Origin of the sequence: Nonomuraea longispora, assembly GCF_004348345.1 — a bacterium.
In the GTDB taxonomy this organism is placed as follows: Bacteria; Actinomycetota; Actinomycetes; order Streptosporangiales; family Streptosporangiaceae; genus Nonomuraea; species Nonomuraea longispora.
In genome coordinates this window covers 41,736-57,256 of sequence record NZ_SMJZ01000017.1, presented here as the reverse complement: position 1 = coordinate 57,256, position 15,521 = coordinate 41,736, and the positions used below count along the sequence as shown (strand labels likewise).

Here is a 15,521-nt window from a genome sequence, read left to right as displayed (position 1 = left end):
CCGTACGCGCTGACATTCGTCATCTCCCGCCGTTCCCCGAAGTCACAGCTAAGTGGTGTCTCAACCCACTACGTCAGCACATCTCCGGTGAACCATGCTTATAGGCATGAAGAAGCCCATAGCGACATTCCTCCTGGGCGCGGCGGTTCTCACGGCCTGCGGCAGCACCGGCGAGCCCGCCCCGGCCGCCAAGGACGCCGCCAAGGACACGGACACGGGAAGCGTGGCCTGGGCCCGGTGCACGGATCTGGTGGGCCCTGACGGCAAGCCGGTCGCCCCTGCCGCCGGCACCGAGTGCGGCACGATCCAGGTCCCCCTGGACCATGCCGATCCCGCCGGCGAGAAGATCGACCTCGCCCTGATCCGCATGAAGGCCACCGGAGACCGGCTCGGCTCGCTCGTGTTCAACTTCGGCGGCCCCGGCGCGTCGGGAGTGGACACGCTGGCGGTGGCCGGCCGGGCCTTCGCCGGCCTGAACCAGCGCTACGACCTGGTCAGCTTCGACCCGCGCGGCGTCGAGCGCAGCGCCGGCGTCAAGTGCGGGGGCCAGGTCGACAAGCTCCTGTCCGCCGAGGCGGAGGCCGACGCGGACCGGGCGGCCAAGGAGTTCGCCCAGGCCTGCCGGCAGGACTCCGGCAAGATCCTGCCGCACGTCGGCACCGTGAACGCCGCCAAGGACCTCGACCTCATCAGAGGCGCGGTCGGCGACGAGCAGCTCAACTATCTCGGCTTCTCCTACGGCACCCACCTCGGCGCCGTCTACGCCACCCACTTCCCCAAGAACGTCGGCCGGTTCGTCCTCGACGGCGCCTTCGACCCGACGGTGACCTTCGATGAGCGCGCCGTCATCCAGGCCACCGGCTTCGACCAGGCCTTCGACGCGTTCGCCAAGGACTGCGTGGCACAGAGTTGCGAACTCGGTGCCGACCCCGCGGCCGTCGAGAAGACCGTCGAGGACCTGCTCGACAAGCTCAAGCAGGAACCGCTCAAGGTCGGCGACCGCGAACTCACCTACAGCATGGCCCAGCTCGCCGTCATCACCCCGCTGTACGCCAAGGCGACCTGGCCGATGCTGGAACAGGCCGCCGCCGCGGCGCTCAAGGGGAACGGCACAGCGCTGCTCGCCCTGGCCGACTCCTACACCGGCCGCAAGGCCGACGGCACCTACTCGACGGTCATGACGAGCCTGCAGGCCATCAACTGTGTCGACAACGCGGACCGGCCCACGGCCGCCGAGACCGCCAGGACCAACGCCAAGATCAAGAAGATCTTCCCCATCCTGTCGGTCGAGGGTTCGGGCGAGTCGTGCGCGCACTGGCCGGTGCCCGGCAACGACGAGGCCAAGCGCATCGACGCGACAGGGTCCGCGCCCATCGTCGTGGTCGGCACCAAGGGCGACCCGGCCACGCCGTACCGGTGGGCCCCCGCTCTCACCGGACAGCTCAAGACCGGTGTCCTGCTCACCTACGAGGGCGAGGGCCACGGCGCCTACCTCAGCGGCAACGGGTGCGTCATGAAGACGGTGGACGCGTACCTGGTGGAGGGCAAGGCGCCCGACGACGGCAGCACCTGCCCCGCCTGACCGTCCCCACCGCACCCCCACGCGCCGCGCGGGGGTGTCCGGCTGTCGTACCGACATGCCCGGACCGCGCGGCGGCGCACGCGCAGGTCGGGCGTGCGGGTCAGGAGAGGTCGGCCTCGGCGAGCAGGAGGGGCACCGCCTGGGGGTCACGCAGCAGGGCGGCCACCGCGAGCCGGTCGTTCCACTGCCCCGTCGCCCACGCCAGCCCTCTGGCCAGCCCGTCGACCCCCGTGCAGTGCACCGACCCCTCGAAGAACCGCCACGAGCACTCGACCCCGTCCACGAGCAGCTTCTCGTGCTGGACGTACGTCTCCGGCGCCATCGGCAGCAGGGACCGCACCTCGCCCGGCACCCGCATGACCTCGCCCTGGGAGGTGACCTCACCGGAGGTGAGCTCTCCCGCCAGCGGCAGGTCGAGCAGCTCCGACAGCGCCTCGGCCAGATCGTAGGGGGCCAGCACCAGCGGCCGGTCGGCGACGAGCTGGAGCAGGTCAGGGGCTTCGACCACCACGACGTCGTCGGCCGGCGCCACCACGATGGAGCCCTTGAGCACCGCCCTCAGGCGGGAGGGCGGCGCCACCCGCGAGGGGTCGACGGCGGCCAGGGCGACCCACAGGGCGCGCAGTTGCGCCCGGTCGACCTCGATCGACTCGTCGGCCATGAGGTCGAGCAGTTCCTCGGGGCCGCCGTGGGAGTCGAGCAGCGCGGACAGCGTGGTGCGTGTGCCGAGCATGGACAACGCGCCCTCGTCGAGGCCCGCGGGAGCGTCGGCGTAGAGGCCCTGCAGCAGCGGGTCGGCGCCGGGGAGCCGCTGCTCAAGCGGCTTGCGCCCGCCGAGCACGGGATGGCCGGCCAGCCACCACGCGGTGTAGGAGGGCACCTCCACCCCCTCGATGCGCAGCGGGTGGAGGGCGGCGCGCAGCGGCGGCCTGGTCAGCAGGGCGAGCGCGGCCGGCCAGTCGGCCACGAGCTCCAGGTCGCGCACCGCCACGAACTCGGGCACCAGCGGCGGCACGTCGAGCTCGGGCAGCAGGTCGAGCACGTGGTCGAGCCATTCGTCCTCGCCGTCGAGGTCGTGGTCGCACTCGTCGTGGTCGAGCAGCACGTCGGACTCGTGCACGAGCGCGAAACCGTCGAGCACGCCGGCGGCGGCGAGCACGCGCGAGCCGTAGGTCTCGGCCAGCTCGGAGGCGGCCACGCCGAGATGGGTGCCGGGCTCGACCAGCCCGGCCAGGGCCCCGTCGGCCAGCATGAGCTCGCCCGCGGGGTAGAGCTCGCCGTCGGTGCCGCGCAGGGCCAGCTCGGCCAGCCACGGCGCCTCGCCGGGCGCCAGCCCTGACGCCTCCACCAGGGACAGCACGGCCCGCGCCACCGGCTCGGGGTCGGGGCTGTCGAGCGACTGCGCGACGGCGGCCTTGGTCAGCGGGTCGTCGAGGATCGTACGGGGCGTGGCCTCGGCGGCGCCGAGCCGCAGCAGCGCGGGATGGGCGGCCTCCGGGTGCACGATGCGCAGCCCGAGCGGCGTCAGGTCGAGGCCCGCGCCTGCGTCGGCCAGGATGAGCGTGCCGCGCGGCCCCCGCACGAGCCGCCCGTCGGCGAGCGGCACCGGCAACGCCCCCAGCGACTCGGGGTCGTCGACGGGCAGCACGTCGTAGAGCGAGCGCCACCACGACGGCTCGCGCGCCTCCACGGCCTCGCCCGACAGCAGGTCGACGACGTCGGCCAGCTCGACCCTGCGCACGCCCAGCGACGTCATGGCCGGATGGCGGGCCGGCCAGCCCGCGGGCAGCAGCCCGGGGACGAAGCCGGCGACCGTCGCGAGCAGCTCGGCGGAGGCACCCGCCACGACGGCGGCCTCGCGGCCCGGGACCACCCATCCGTCGTCGCCCGGCTCCGCCGCCGGATGTTCGACCCGCCACTCGGCGTCGGGCTCGTAGACCTCGGCCTCGGCGAACGAGGGGGTCCGGACGGCCGGCGCGGGCGCCGACAGCGCGGGCAGCAGCGGCGTCTCGGGCAGCCGGGCCAGCACGGCCCTGCGGACGCGGGCGTCGAGCTCGCCCTTGCCCATGAGGGACGGCACCAGGTCGAGCAGCCTGGACGTGCGCGGCAGCTCCTGGAGCAGCCGGACGTAGGCGTCGGCCACCCGCTCGACCAGGAAGTCGGTGAGCGGGCCCTTGGCGACGTGGCGGCGGTCGGTGGCCATCGGGAACGACGCGATCAGCAGCGCGGGCAGGTCGAGCGGCTCGTCGCTGGGCGTGGGCGCGTGCACGACGGACGGAACCGTGTCGGGCAGCGCGCCCGGCTCGCCGGTGCCGGTGACAGGGATCGCCCAGCGCAGCGACCAGTAGGGGCGGGCGCGCTCCTCGGTGGGCCGGTCGGCGAAGAGCCTGCTCACCTCGTCGGGCGTGAACTGGCCCGACTCGGACACGACGTGCCAGCCGTCGGCGACGACCGTGCGGACCGACCCGTCGAGATCGATCACGATGGACTCCAGCGCGGGCATGCCGAGCAGCAGCGCGGGGCTGGTCTCGGTGAGCATGCGCCGCACCGCGTCGACGGCGGCCTGGTCGCGCAGCGGAAGGCGGACGAGGGTGTCGAAACCGTCGGGCACGTCGAGCGGCGGCGCGTCGAACGGCAGCCGCAGCAGCGGGACGTGGCCCGAACGGTCGGCCAGCTCGGAGGCGAGCTCGGGGATCTCCGCCACCGCGGCGGAGGTGTCGGCGCGCGACCAGCGCACGGAGCCGAGGCCACGCGAGCCGATGGCCGGCTCGTCGCAGACCGAGACCACCGCCGCGAACCCGACGCCGAAGCGCCCCGCCGCGCCGGCGTCGTCGCGCTTGCCGGAGACCCGCAGCGTCGACAGGCCCTCGACGCCCGTGGCGTCGAGGGGCGCGCCGGTGTTGGCGGCCGTCAGCACGCTGCCCTGGAGGGTCAGCCGCAGCACCCCTGGCACGCCCGCCTGCAGCGCGGCGTCGGCGGCGTTCTGTGCCAACTCGACGATCAGCCGGTCGCGGTAACCGCCGAGCGCGAAGTCCTCCTCCGCGTTGGCGTCTTCGCGGAACCGGGCAGGCGAGGCCGTCCAGGCGGAGAGCACGGCCGCTCGCATCCGTTCGGTGCCGTAGGTGTCGCTCATCTATCACGATCCTGGTGTGAAGATAGGGGGCCACCGTAGGTTAGCGGCCCTCACCGACAGGTGAGGCGCGCGTCTCGCGCCCCACCTACCCTCACGGCGTCGCGCATGCGCCCTCAGGAGTGGCCGAGCTCCTCGGAGGCGGACGCGTCGACCGAGCCCGTCTCCTCCTCCATCAGGTCGTAACCGAGGTCGTCGAGGATGGGGATGGCCTGCTCCACGGGTGCCGGCAGCACGGCGGCCTCGGAGTGGGCGCCGCAACCGTGGTCGGCGGCCACCACCCTGCCGTCGTCGGGGGCGTATTCGTTGGCGCAGACGCCGAACGACAGCCTCAGCTCACCCGCGAGCAACCAGTAGAAGCCGCAGGTGGAGCACTGCGCGGGAGCGGCGTGTGCGATCGGAGTGTGCGGCCCGTGCTCGCCCGCGTGCCAGCGTCTGGCAGCCCGGTCTCTGCCGATGGCCGAGAGCACACGGGCTCGGCCCAGGCCGTATTCGAAAACCATCTGGCGATCGGTGTCGTCGTCGGTCTCGGTGAAACCCGGCGCCAGCCTGTCGTCGTCTTCCGCGGTCGGCAGCAGATCGCCCACACCGAGGTCGCCCGGCCGCAGCCGCTCGCTCCACGGCAGCCACTCGGGCGCCAGCAGCGCCCCGGAACCGGGCAGCAGGACCGCCTCGCTGACCGTGACCTTCTTCGCACGGGAGGCACGCGTGACGGTGACGGCCCAGCGCCAGCCGCGATAGGCGCGGTCGAGGCAGGCGAAGTAGTGGGTGACGATCCGGTCGCCCTCGCCCTCGTAACCGAGGTGCTCGCCCGGCTCGCCCGGACGCGCCAGCTCCTCGGCCGCGGCGCGCGCCAGATCGACCGCGGCGACACAAGCCTGGTCGGGAGCGGAGACGCGGGCCCTGGTGCGGCTCATCGGACCGCCTCCGCCGAAAGGTGCTGTTCGCTCACACTTCATTCTCACCCATGGCGGGACCTGGAAGTCCCACAACGGGGGATCCCGCTCCGAGATCGGCGACGAATCGGGTAAGACTGGTAGGCGTGCAGGGAGGCTGGGAGCGGGCCCGCGAGGTCTCGCGGCGGATGGCGCACGGCGTCGCCGACGCGGGCCGTGCCAGCCTGCGCGCGAGCAAGGCCACGGCCAGCGGCACCGCGCGGGCGGGCAAGGTCACCGCGAAGGGCGCGCAGAAGGTGGGCCGGGCCACGCGCCGCCTCACCCACGCCGACGGCGCCGGCCGCACCGGGCTCGGCCGCCTGATCGAGCTGTCGGCCGGCAACAGCGCGAGCGACGCGCTCGTCACGGTGGCGCTGGCGAGCACGGTGTTCTTCGGGGTGCCCGTCGGGGAGGCACGCGGGTCGGTCGCCCTCTACCTCGTCATCACGATGTTGCCGTTCGCGCTGCTCGCGCCGTTCGTGGGGCCGATCCTCGACCGGTTCAGGTCGGGGCGGCGCTACGTGATCGCGGGCACGCTGTTCGGGCGGGGGCTGCTGTGCTTCGCCATGGCCGCCGCGGTGGGGCCGGGCGACCTGCCGACGTTGTTCATCGGGGCGCTGGGCGTGCTGGTGTTGTCGAAGGCGCACAACGTGTCCAGAGCGGCGATCATGCCGAGCGTGCTGCCCGCCGACATCACGCTGGTGTCGGCCAACGCTAGGGTGGCGCTGTTCACGCTGGTCTCCGCGGGCGTGGTGGTGCCGGTCGGAGCGGGGCTGACCGCGTGGCTGGGCAGCGCGGCGGTGCTGCGCATCGCGATGGTGGCCTTCCTGCTGCTCGGGGTCGCCGCCGTACGCCTGCCGCGGCACATCGACTCGCCCGACCTGGAGGAGGAGGGCGCCGCACCCCGCTGGCGCACGCTGCTCAAGGTGGGCCCCACGGTCGCCGAGGCGGTGTGGGCCAACGTGGCCGTCCGGGTCTTCTCCGGATTCCTGCTGTTCTTCCTGCTGTTCCTGGTGCAGGACCGCGCGGTTCCGTGGCTGGCGGCGACGCGATCACAGGTGGCGGCCGACCCGTTCTTCGACATCCCCAAGACGATCGCTCTCCTCGCGGCGGCGGCCGGGCTGGGCGGGCTGGCGGGCGCCGCCGTCGCCAACTGGACCCGCAACCACGCGCCGCAGCTCATCGTGCTGGCCACCCTGGCCGTGACCAGCGTCACCACCGTCCTGACGGCGATCTTCTTCGGTCTGTGGGCCGCGCTGGCCATCTCGCTGATCACGGCGTTCGCGCAGGAGCTGGGCAAGCTGGCGCTCGACGCGATCGTGCAGCGCGAGATCGGCGAGGAGGTGCGCTCGTCGACGTTCGGCGTGGTCGAGGCCGTGCTTCAGCTCGCCTGGGTGCTCGGCGGGCTGGCCGGGCTGGTGCTCTCGCTGTCGCAGAGCAGCACCGCCGGGCTCGTCACGCTGGCGGTCGCGCTGACCGCCGCGCTCGCATGGCTGCTGGTCTCCAGGATCAAGCACGCCCGCGCCGCCGACGCCAAGCTGCACCGGCAGCGCGCCGAGGCCGCCGCCCAGCAGCCGCACCAGCCGCACCAGCGTCAGGACAACCTCGACCCGACCAAGCCGCTGACCAATCCCAACGGCTGAACGCCCTACGCGTCGAGGTCGTCGGCGACCGCCCGCAGCACCTGCGCGATCTTCTTGGCGTGCGCCGCGTCCGGGTGCTTGCCCCGCTGGTAGGAGGTCGACACGCCGTCGAGCAACTTGATCAGGTCTTCGACGATGACCACCATCTCGTCCGGCTTCTTCCGCTTGCCCTTGGGCTTGACCTTGGCCAGCGTCGGCGGCTGCTCAAGGATGCGGACCGAGAGCGCCTGCTGGCCCCGGCGGCCCTCGGCCACGCCGAACTCGACCTTCTGGCCGGGCTTGAGCGGGCCTGCGCCGGTGGGCAGCGCGGATGAATGCACGAAGACCTCACCACCGTCGTCGCGGGTGAGGAAGCCGAATCCCTTGTCGGCGTCGTACCACTTGACCTTGCCACTCGGCACAGGAGGACCTCGTTCAAACAGTCGAAAAAGAAGGATGGATGTAGGTTATGCCCCGAAGAGCGCCAGGGCGACCGGGTAAACGGCAGCGAATTAGCCGAGTTCCGCTTGTGTGCGCCAGGCGGCGAACCAGGCGGCGAAATCGGTCAGGTCGGGCAACGCCACGTCAGCTCCGTGATCTTGCAGCTCTCCAGCCGTGTAAGGGCCCGTCGCGACGGTCACGCTCACCGCGCCACCCGCACGTGCCGCCTCGATGTCCGCGACATGGTCACCAACATAAGCCGCCGCACCGAACCGCGCGAGTGCCGATCCCTTCCGGGCGCCGAACAGCGAGCCGACCACCTCGTCCACGGCCAGCCCGAGCAGCTTGACGGTGCCGATCGCGTCCCTGAGGTTCTTGCCGGTGACCACGATGACCCGTCCGCCGGCCGCGCGCACGGCCTCGATCGCGTCGTACGCGCCCGCCATCGCCGTGTGCACCGGAACTCCCAATTCCGGATATATCTGACGATAGAGATCGGCTGCCGCGGGCACCGCCTCAGGCGGCAGCCAGTTGGCCAGTTCCCTCTCCAGCGGAGGGCCCAGCCTGCGCACGATCGCCGCACTGTCAAAGGGCACGCCGAGACGGACGGCCAGCTCGTCGTAGGTGGCCGCGATCCCCGCCCGCGTGTCGGCCAAAGTCATGTCAAGGTCGAACCCCACCGAAGTCACCACAAGAGCAGGATGCCAAACAGTGCCCTACTCCACGTAACGGGCCCTTGTTCTGGAACCCCGGTAATGGGAAGAAAGGAATTACTTATGGGAGAGGAGCGGCCGTGACCAACACCCCCAGACCGCCACAGGCCGGAGACCGGCTCGTCGCCTCCTCAGCCCCGCCGCGTCCGCACCGGCCCGCCATGCCCGGCGGCCGGATCGCGACGCCGTGGCAGCGTGCGGTGTCGGCGGTGGCCTACCTGGTGAAGGTGGCCTCCAGGGTGGCCGCGCTCTCCGTGCTGCTCTACGCGTTGTTCACCGTGTTCGAGGCCAACCCGGCCAACATCTGGTACCGGTTCGTCGAATCGCTCGCCTCGTGGGCCTCCTTGGGCCTGGCCGGCCTGTTCCAGCTCGACGACCCCCGCCACACGGCGCTCGTCAACTACGGCCTCGCCGCGGTCGTGTGGCTGATCACCGGCTCCGCGCTGGCCGGCCTGATCCGGCGCGCCGCTCCGTGAGGGCGACGGTGAGCCGTTCCGGGCAACGGCTACGCTCCTTATCGGAGGTATCAGGATAGACATGACCAGATCGACCCGTGAGCGGATCGTCGACGAGGCTCTGCGGCTGTTCGCCGAGCGGGGTTACGCCGCCACGTCCGTGGCCGAGATCGAGGCCGCCTCAGGGCTGTCACCCGGCGCCGGAGGGCTCTACCGGCATTTCAAGTCCAAGTACGAGGTGCTCGCCGCCGCGATCAACCAGCACGCCGCGCGCACCAGGAGCCAGGTGGCGGAGAGCCTGGCCGAGCTGAGCGCCATGGAGTCCTCCGCCGACCTGGAGGAGCGCCTGGCCCACATGTGCCGCGCCGGGCTGGCCAAGGTACGCGAGGAGTCGGAGCTGACCCGGGTGTTCTTCCGCGACCTGAGCCAGTTCCCCGAACTGGTCGCCGTGGTACGGCAGGGGCTGCTGCAGCCCATGTTCGACGCGATCGTCACCTGGTTCAGGGCGCAGCCGGAATATCGGGACGTGGAACTCGACTGGGCGGGCATCGCGGCCGTGCTCGGCGGCTCGGTCGTGCACTACCGGCTGTTCCAGGAGACCGTGGGCGAGCTCCCCGGGCACGCGGAGAAGGACCAGTTCGTCACCGCCTGGGTACGCCTGGCCGTCGGCCTGCTCCCCGCCCCGGCGCCCGTCAGGTGACGTCGAGCAGCCGGTAGGCCAGCCACACCACGCCGAGCCCCGTACCGATCATGAACATGGTTCCGCTGACGTCGAAGAACTGCGTCACGAACGCCGCCAGCCCGGCCTCCGTACCGACCCGCAGGCCGCCGATCAGCACTCCGCCCACCGAATAGCCGAGCAACGGCGCGCCGATACCGAGCACCTTGTCGCGGATCGTCCAGGTGTCGCTCCACAGCACCAGCGCGGCGCCGAGCGCCCACACCACGACGGGCACCTGGAAGATCGCCAACGGCGGCAGGTCGAACGGCACCAGCAGCGCCGCCACCACCAGGATCACCATCGCGGCGGCGTCGCGCGGATGTTCCTTGACGATGGTCCTGGCGTCCCTGCCGTCGGTGGCCAGCGGGTTGGCGCTGAACATGGCGACCTTGCGCAGTCCCGCGAACGGCAGGTCCACGCCGGGCCGCCGGTTCAGGTGCTCCTGGGCGATCCTGCGGTGCTCGCGTATGCCGGGCGGCAGGTCACGGTCCTCGGCGACGGAGGCGAAGCGCAGCGTGGCGGCGGCTTCCTCCTCCGGCGGCGAACCGCCGACCGTGCGGGAACCCGACGCGGGGGTGCCTGAGGTGGAGGTGCCCGGCGCGGAGGTGCCCGGCGCGGAGGTGCCCGGCGCGGAGGTGCCCGGCGCTGGCGTGCCCGGCGCCACGGGCGCGGTCGTGGAGGTCGTCGGCGGTCCGGAGCGCAGCGTCGGGACACCCGCCGCGGCCAGTCGGCGGGCCTCGCGCTCGACCAGCGCGGCCGGATCCCCGAACCTGGCCAGCACCTTCGCCACCTCGCGGGGCTTGCGGCCGCCGCCCAGCTCGACCTCGATCCTGGCCCGCAGCCGCTTGGCGAAGTCGAGCCGCTGGTCGGCTCTGAGCACGCCGTGGGCGGCGTCGGCCGCCTTGGAGACGTAGTTCAGCACCTGCTGGTCGGCTCGCTCAATCACGTCAAGCAATGCTGCCTCAATCAGGGTGGACATACCATGGCAACGATGGAGTTCACGGAGTGGATCAGGGGACGCACCGACGGGCAGCTGCGGGCGCTCGTGTCCGCGCGTCCGGAACTGATCACTCCGGTGCCCGCTCACCTGGAGGGCCTGGCGTCGCGGGCGGCCAGCCCTTCGGCGATCGGCAGGGTGCTCGACCGGCTCGACCGGTTCACGCTGGCGGTCGTCGAGACGCTCGCCGTCCAGCCGGGGCCGATCTCCGGGGAGCGGCTGCGCGACCTCATCCGCGCGGCCCTGGCGGACGACCAGGAGAAGGACCCGGAGCCCGCGCTGTCGGAGGCGCTCGCCAAGTTGTGCGAGCTCGCCCTGGTCTACGGCCCCGACGACGCACTCGACCTGGGCCCCGGCGTACGCAAGGTGCTCGAAGACCCGGCGGGGCTCGGCCCGAGAGCCGTCGACGCGTTCCGGCACCACGCGCCCGAGCACCTGGAGGAGATGGCCGACGACGTCGCCCCCGGCGGCGAAGGGCCGGGCAAGGAGCGGCTGGCGGCGGCGCTGGCCAAACCGGCCGAGCTCGTCGGCGCCGTCTCCGCCGAGGCCAGGGGCGCGCTCGACCAGCTCGCCTGGGGCCCACCGACCGGGCGGGTGCCCAACGCCAGACGTGAGGTGCGCGTGGCGTCGGCACGTTCGCCCATCGAGGAGCTGCTGGCGCGTGGCCTGCTGGCCGCCACCGGCGAGGACAGCGTGACATTGCCCCGCGAGGTGGGCCTCTACCTGCGCGGCGGCCGGGTGCACCGCGGCCTGCCGGCCACTCCGCCGCCGCTCGAAGGGACCGCTCGCGACCCCGGGCTGGCCGACCGCACGGCGGCCGGGCAGGCGTTCACGTTCGTCAGGGCCGTGGAGGAGCTGTGCGAACGGTGGAGCGTCGAGCCGCCGGGTGTGCTGCGCACCGGCGGGCTCGGCGTACGCGACCTGAAACGTACGGCGGGCGAGCTCGACCTGCCCGAATGGGTGTCGGCGCTGGTCGTCGAGGTGGCCTACGCGGCCGGCCTGATCGCGGCCGGCGGCGGCGTCGACGGCGAGTGGCTGCCGACCCCCGGCTACGACCTGTGGCGGGTCAGGTCGGCCGCCGACCGGTGGCTGGCGCTGGCGTCCACTTGGCTGCGCATGGACCGCGTGCCCGGACTCGTCGGCGAACGGAGTCGCGGGGACAAAGGGGCGAACGGCGAAGCGGGCGGGAGGCGCGGCGACGAGCGTGACAGGCCGTTCAACGCCCTGCACACCGACCTGCGCCGCTCGTCCGCCGCCGCGGTCAGGCAGGCCACGCTGCGGGTGCTGGCCTCCGCCCCCGGGCTCGCGCCCGAGCGCGACTCCGTGCTCGAACGGCTCGCGTGGGAGCAGCCGCGCCGCCGGGGGCCGCTGCGCGAGCAGCTCACGGAGTTCGCGCTGCGGGAGGCCGAGCAGGTGGGCGTGACCGGGCTGGGCGCGCTGTCCGGGCACGGGCGGGCGCTGGTCGACGGCGACGACGCGGCCGCGATGCTCGCGCCGCTGCTGCCGGAGCCCGTCGACCACGTGCTGCTCCAGGCCGACCTCACCGCCGTCGCGCCGGGCCCGCTGACCAGTGAGCTCAACCGGTGGATGGCGCTCACCGCCGACGTCGAGTCGAAGGGCGGCGCCACGGTCTACCGGTTCAGCGAGGGCTCCGTACGCCGGGCGCTCGACGCGGGGCACGGCGCGGAAGAGCTGCTGTCGGTACTCGGCCGCCACTCGGCGACCCCGGTGCCGCAGGCGCTGTCCTACCTGGTGACCGACGTGGCCAGGCGGCACGGCCGCATCCGGGTGGGCACGGCGAGCGCGTACATCCGGTGTGACGATCCGGCGCTGCTCGACCAGATCACCGCCGACCGCCGCTCCGCCGCGCTGCGGCTGCGCCGGCTCGCCCCCACCGTCATCGCCTCCCGCTCGTCGCGGGCGGCGCTGGTCGACTCGCTGCGCGCCATGGGGTACGCCCCGGTCGCGGAGTCGATCGAGGGCGACGTGATCATCTCCCAGTTCGACAGCCGCCGCACCGAGGGCACGGCGCCGGTGCGCACGGTCGCGTCGGCGAACGGCCTCGACCCCGAGGTGGCGGCGGCGGCCGTACGCGCGTTGCGGGCCGGCGACGCGGCGCACCTGGCGCGGCGCGAGCCCGTCGACGCACCCAACGGTCAGGTGCCGCGCGGGCCCGCCACCACCACGATCTCGGCCCTGCAGGAGGCGATCAAACAAGGTGTACGCGTGTGGATCGGCTATCTCGACTCCCAGGGCAACGCGACCTCTCGCATCCTGGAGCCGGCCCGCATGGAGGGCGGCTATCTGACGGCCTACGACGAGACCCGCGCGGCCGTGCACCGTTTCGCCCTCCACCGCATCACGGGCGTGACCGGCCTGTAGGCGATCAGCGCGCCGGCTCGGCGTCGCGGACCAACTGCGCGGCCAGGCGGACCACCTGGGCCGGTGTCGGCAGGGCGAGCGCCCGTTTTCTGGCGGCGGCCAGTTGTTCGGCGCCGGTGCCCGCGCGGGCCCCGTAGGTGCTCAGGCAGAGGTCGAACAGCTCGCCGGGGTCGGGGGCGTGCCATGACTGCTCCACTTCGACCGCCTGGGAGGGCGCGCCGTTCCTGGTGATGACGAGGTACGAGCCCAGCTCGGCGAGCTTGCGGGCGAGGTTGACCAGCTCGATGCGTTCGGCGCGGGCGGCGATCCAGTCGTGCAGCACGTACGCCCGCCCGGGCTTGTAGGTGGCGGAGAGCAGGTCGAGGGGGGTGGCGGCCGGGGACAGCACCCTGATCGTGCTCTCGGCCAGTGACATGCGCGAGAGCAGGGCGATGGCCCCTAATCGTTTGCCGGTCTCCTCCGCGCCCACGAGGACCAGCAGGTGCCGCATGGCCAGTCGGCGCACGGCCTCGGAGAAGCCGCCGGGCTCGCGGTAGGAGCGGAGCAGGATGTCGGCCTCTCGCCGGCTGAGTTCTCGCGGGGCCGGATCGGCCGCGGCGCGAGGCCGGTCATTGACTGCGATGACGCTCTGACTGAGCGTTATGGTGTCGAGGTCGATCTCGCCTGGTTCAGGCGTGTCGGTCACGAAGCCACCTCGGTGATTGACTGGAAACTTGTCTACAGAAAAGATGGAAGATCAAAGACTTTCTTCTTTTCCCACGAAGGCAATACGGAGCGTAACATTGCCGCTCTGACCTGGCCTTACGTGCGGCTTCTCGGCATTATGGGGACACGTCGACCACTCCCTTCGCCCTAGATCTTCCACCATGGCGCGACCGAGGTCGAGCAGAAAACGAAAATGGCCGCCGGCCGGGGTTCCATATCGTTTTACGGGTCGGCGACTATCACCGGCATTGACAGGCCGAGGGGGCCGGGCGCGACATCAAGGGTTGACGGCACAACGTCATTCGCATCAGGTTGGGCTTGTGACCGAGCAGACGCTGGGCAGACTCGCCGAGGAGTCATGGAGCCGCTTCGACGACCACGACGCGATCTTCTACGAGGGGGCGTGGCTGCGTAGTCACGCGCTCGCCGTACGCGCGCGCCGCATGTGCGGCGGATTCGTCGCAGCCGGCATCAGGCCGGGCGACCGGGTGGCCGTGATGATGGCGACCTCGCCCGAGGTGCCGCTGCTCTACCAGGCGTTGTGGGCGGCGGGCGCGGTGGTGACGCCGGTGGTGTTCCTGGTGGGCGCCGACGAGCTGCGGCACATCCTGCTCGACAGCGGCGCCCGCGCGATCGTCACCTCGCCCGAGTTGGAGGAGACCGTACGCGCCGCCGCCGTCGACATCCCGGTCCTCGTGGACACGGCCGAGCTGGAGCAAGCCCCCGAGCGGGGGTTCGTGCACAGGGACCCCGGCGACCTGGCCGCCCTCATGTACACCGGCGGCACCACGGGCAAGGCCAAGGGCGTCATGCTGAGCCACCGGGGGCTGTGGCAGGTGGGCAAGGCCGTCTACGAGCTGTCCCGGCAGGAGGGCAAGAACCGCGCCCTGATGCCCGTGCCGCTGTCCCACGCGTACGGGCTGATCATCTCGGTCGCCTCGATGCACGCCACGGAGCCGCAACAGGCGGTGCTGATGCGCTGGTTCGAGCCGAAGGCGTTCCTGTCGCTGGCCGCCGAGCAGCGCGTCCAGTACGGCACCGTCGTACCATCCATGATCCAGATGCTCCTCGCCGAGCCGCTGGAGTCGCATCCGCTGCCCGACCTCGCCTTTCTCACGTGCGGAGCGGCCCCGCTCGGCCGGCAGACGCTGGCGGAGTTCGAGCGCAGGATGCCGGGTGTGCAGATCCTGGAGGGCTACGGGCTGACCGAGACCAGCGCCGTGACGACCTTCAACCCGCCGGGCCGGCGCAAGGCCGGCAGCGTCGGCCTGCCGCTGCCCGGCTACACGATCATCATCCGCGACGACGAGGGCGAGGCGGCGGAGACCGGGGACATCGGCGAGATCTGCGTCTCCGGCGAGTCGCTGATGCTCGGCTACTGGGGCGAGCACGAGCCCGACCCCGAGGACACGGCGCTGGTCGGCGGGGAACTGCGTACGGGCGACATCGGCTGCGTGGACGACGACGGCTACCTCTACGTCGTCGACAGGAAGAAGGACCTGATCATCCGCGGCGGCTTCAACGTGTTCCCCCGCGACGTGGAGGACGCGCTCAACCAGCACCCTGACGTGGTGATGTCGGGCGTCGTCGGCCGTCCGGATCCGCGCGTCGGCGAGGAGGTCGTGGCGTTCGTGCAGCTCAGGAAGGGCGCCGAGGTCGGGGCCGAGGAGCTGATCGCGTGGGCCCGCGACCGGGTGGGCAGGGTGAAATATCCGCGCGAGGTGAGGTTCGCCGACTCGATCCCGGTCACGAGCGTGCTCAAGCTCGACCGCAAGGCGCTGCGCGCGCTGCTCGGCTGAACGGCAGCGAACCCGTCACGGCCGCACCCGAGTACACGA

Annotated in this window: 12 protein-coding genes; 6 read left to right on the top strand and 6 right to left on the bottom strand. The window is 72.2% G+C overall.

The genetic code is table 11. The features are described from left to right. The first annotated feature begins 106 nt into the window (after positions 1-106). Positions 107-1,582, top strand: a complete 1,476-nt coding sequence (locus tag E1267_RS07435; RefSeq protein WP_132331112.1) for an alpha/beta hydrolase — start codon at positions 107-109, stop codon at positions 1,580-1,582. Positions 1,583-1,682: 100 nt separating this feature from the next. Here the strand turns inward: E1267_RS07435 and E1267_RS07430 are convergent, their stop codons facing one another. Beyond that, positions 1,683-4,715: a sacsin N-terminal ATP-binding-like domain-containing protein gene (locus tag E1267_RS07430; RefSeq protein WP_132331110.1), complete on the bottom strand. Its 3,033-nt coding sequence runs from the start codon at positions 4,713-4,715 to the stop codon at positions 1,683-1,685. Between the two features lie 113 nt (positions 4,716-4,828). Next, a complete protein-coding gene (locus tag E1267_RS07425) occupies positions 4,829-5,629 on the bottom strand; it encodes a DUF3027 domain-containing protein (protein ID WP_132331108.1) in 801 nt (266 codons plus the stop codon). Positions 5,630-5,754: 125 nt separating this feature from the next. On the opposite strand from E1267_RS07425, the gene E1267_RS07420 reads away from it, so the two are divergent. Next, positions 5,755-7,290: an MFS transporter gene (locus E1267_RS07420; RefSeq protein ID WP_132331106.1), complete on the top strand. Its 1,536-nt coding sequence runs from the start codon at positions 5,755-5,757 to the stop codon at positions 7,288-7,290. A 5-nt stretch (positions 7,291-7,295) separates the two neighbouring features. Here the strand turns inward: E1267_RS07420 and E1267_RS07415 are convergent, their stop codons facing one another. Next, on the bottom strand, positions 7,296-7,691 hold the full coding sequence (locus tag E1267_RS07415; RefSeq protein WP_132331104.1) for a cold-shock protein: 396 nt from the start codon (positions 7,689-7,691) through the stop codon (positions 7,296-7,298). Between the two features lie 90 nt (positions 7,692-7,781). After that, entirely contained in the window at positions 7,782-8,402 is a 621-nt protein-coding gene (locus E1267_RS07410; RefSeq protein WP_220449371.1) for an HAD family hydrolase, read from the bottom strand. 101 nt (positions 8,403-8,503) lie between these two features. Here E1267_RS07410 and E1267_RS07405 point away from each other — a divergent pair, with 101 nt between their 5' ends. Then, positions 8,504-8,899: a hypothetical protein gene (locus tag E1267_RS07405; RefSeq protein WP_132331101.1), complete on the top strand. Its 396-nt coding sequence runs from the start codon at positions 8,504-8,506 to the stop codon at positions 8,897-8,899. A 61-nt stretch (positions 8,900-8,960) separates the two neighbouring features. Continuing rightward, a complete protein-coding gene (locus tag E1267_RS07400; protein WP_132331099.1) occupies positions 8,961-9,578 on the top strand; it encodes a TetR/AcrR family transcriptional regulator in 618 nt (205 codons plus the stop codon). On the opposite strand, the gene E1267_RS07395 is transcribed toward E1267_RS07400, so the two are convergent. Next, positions 9,571-10,545 carry a hypothetical protein gene (locus E1267_RS07395; protein WP_132331097.1) on the bottom strand — a complete coding sequence of 325 codons (975 nt, stop codon included), beginning with the start codon at positions 10,543-10,545 and terminating at the stop codon, positions 9,571-9,573. The two genes, E1267_RS07400 and E1267_RS07395, sit on opposite strands and share 8 nt — an antisense overlap. A gap of 45 nt (positions 10,546-10,590) precedes the next feature. Between E1267_RS07395 and E1267_RS07390 the strand changes: the two genes are divergently transcribed. Then, positions 10,591-12,978, top strand: a complete 2,388-nt coding sequence (locus E1267_RS07390) for a helicase C-terminal domain-containing protein (protein ID WP_132331095.1) — start codon at positions 10,591-10,593, stop codon at positions 12,976-12,978. Positions 12,979-12,982: 4 nt separating this feature from the next. Here the strand turns inward: E1267_RS07390 and E1267_RS07385 are convergent, their stop codons facing one another. Continuing rightward, on the bottom strand, positions 12,983-13,663 hold the full coding sequence (locus tag E1267_RS07385) for a hypothetical protein (protein WP_132331093.1): 681 nt from the start codon (positions 13,661-13,663) through the stop codon (positions 12,983-12,985). 340 nt (positions 13,664-14,003) lie between these two features. On the opposite strand from E1267_RS07385, the gene E1267_RS07380 reads away from it, so the two are divergent. After that, on the top strand, positions 14,004-15,482 hold the full coding sequence (locus E1267_RS07380) for an AMP-binding protein (protein WP_246063587.1): 1,479 nt from the start codon (positions 14,004-14,006) through the stop codon (positions 15,480-15,482). The last annotated feature ends 39 nt before the right edge of the window (positions 15,483-15,521 follow it).

Excerpts from the sequence above, each read along its gene's own strand:
- E1267_RS07425 (WP_132331108.1), bottom strand. The coding sequence starts at position 5,629 with ATGAGCCGCACCAGGGCCCGCGTCTCCGCTCCCGACCAGGCTTGTGTC.
- E1267_RS07435 (WP_132331112.1), top strand. The coding sequence starts at position 107 with ATGAAGAAGCCCATAGCGACATTCCTCCTGGGCGCGGCGGTTCTCACG.
- E1267_RS07390 (WP_132331095.1), top strand. The coding sequence starts at position 10,591 with ATGGAGTTCACGGAGTGGATCAGGGGACGCACCGACGGGCAGCTGCGG.
- E1267_RS07430 (WP_132331110.1), bottom strand. The coding sequence starts at position 4,715 with ATGAGCGACACCTACGGCACCGAACGGATGCGAGCGGCCGTGCTCTCC.
- E1267_RS07400 (WP_132331099.1), top strand. The coding sequence starts at position 8,961 with ATGACCAGATCGACCCGTGAGCGGATCGTCGACGAGGCTCTGCGGCTG.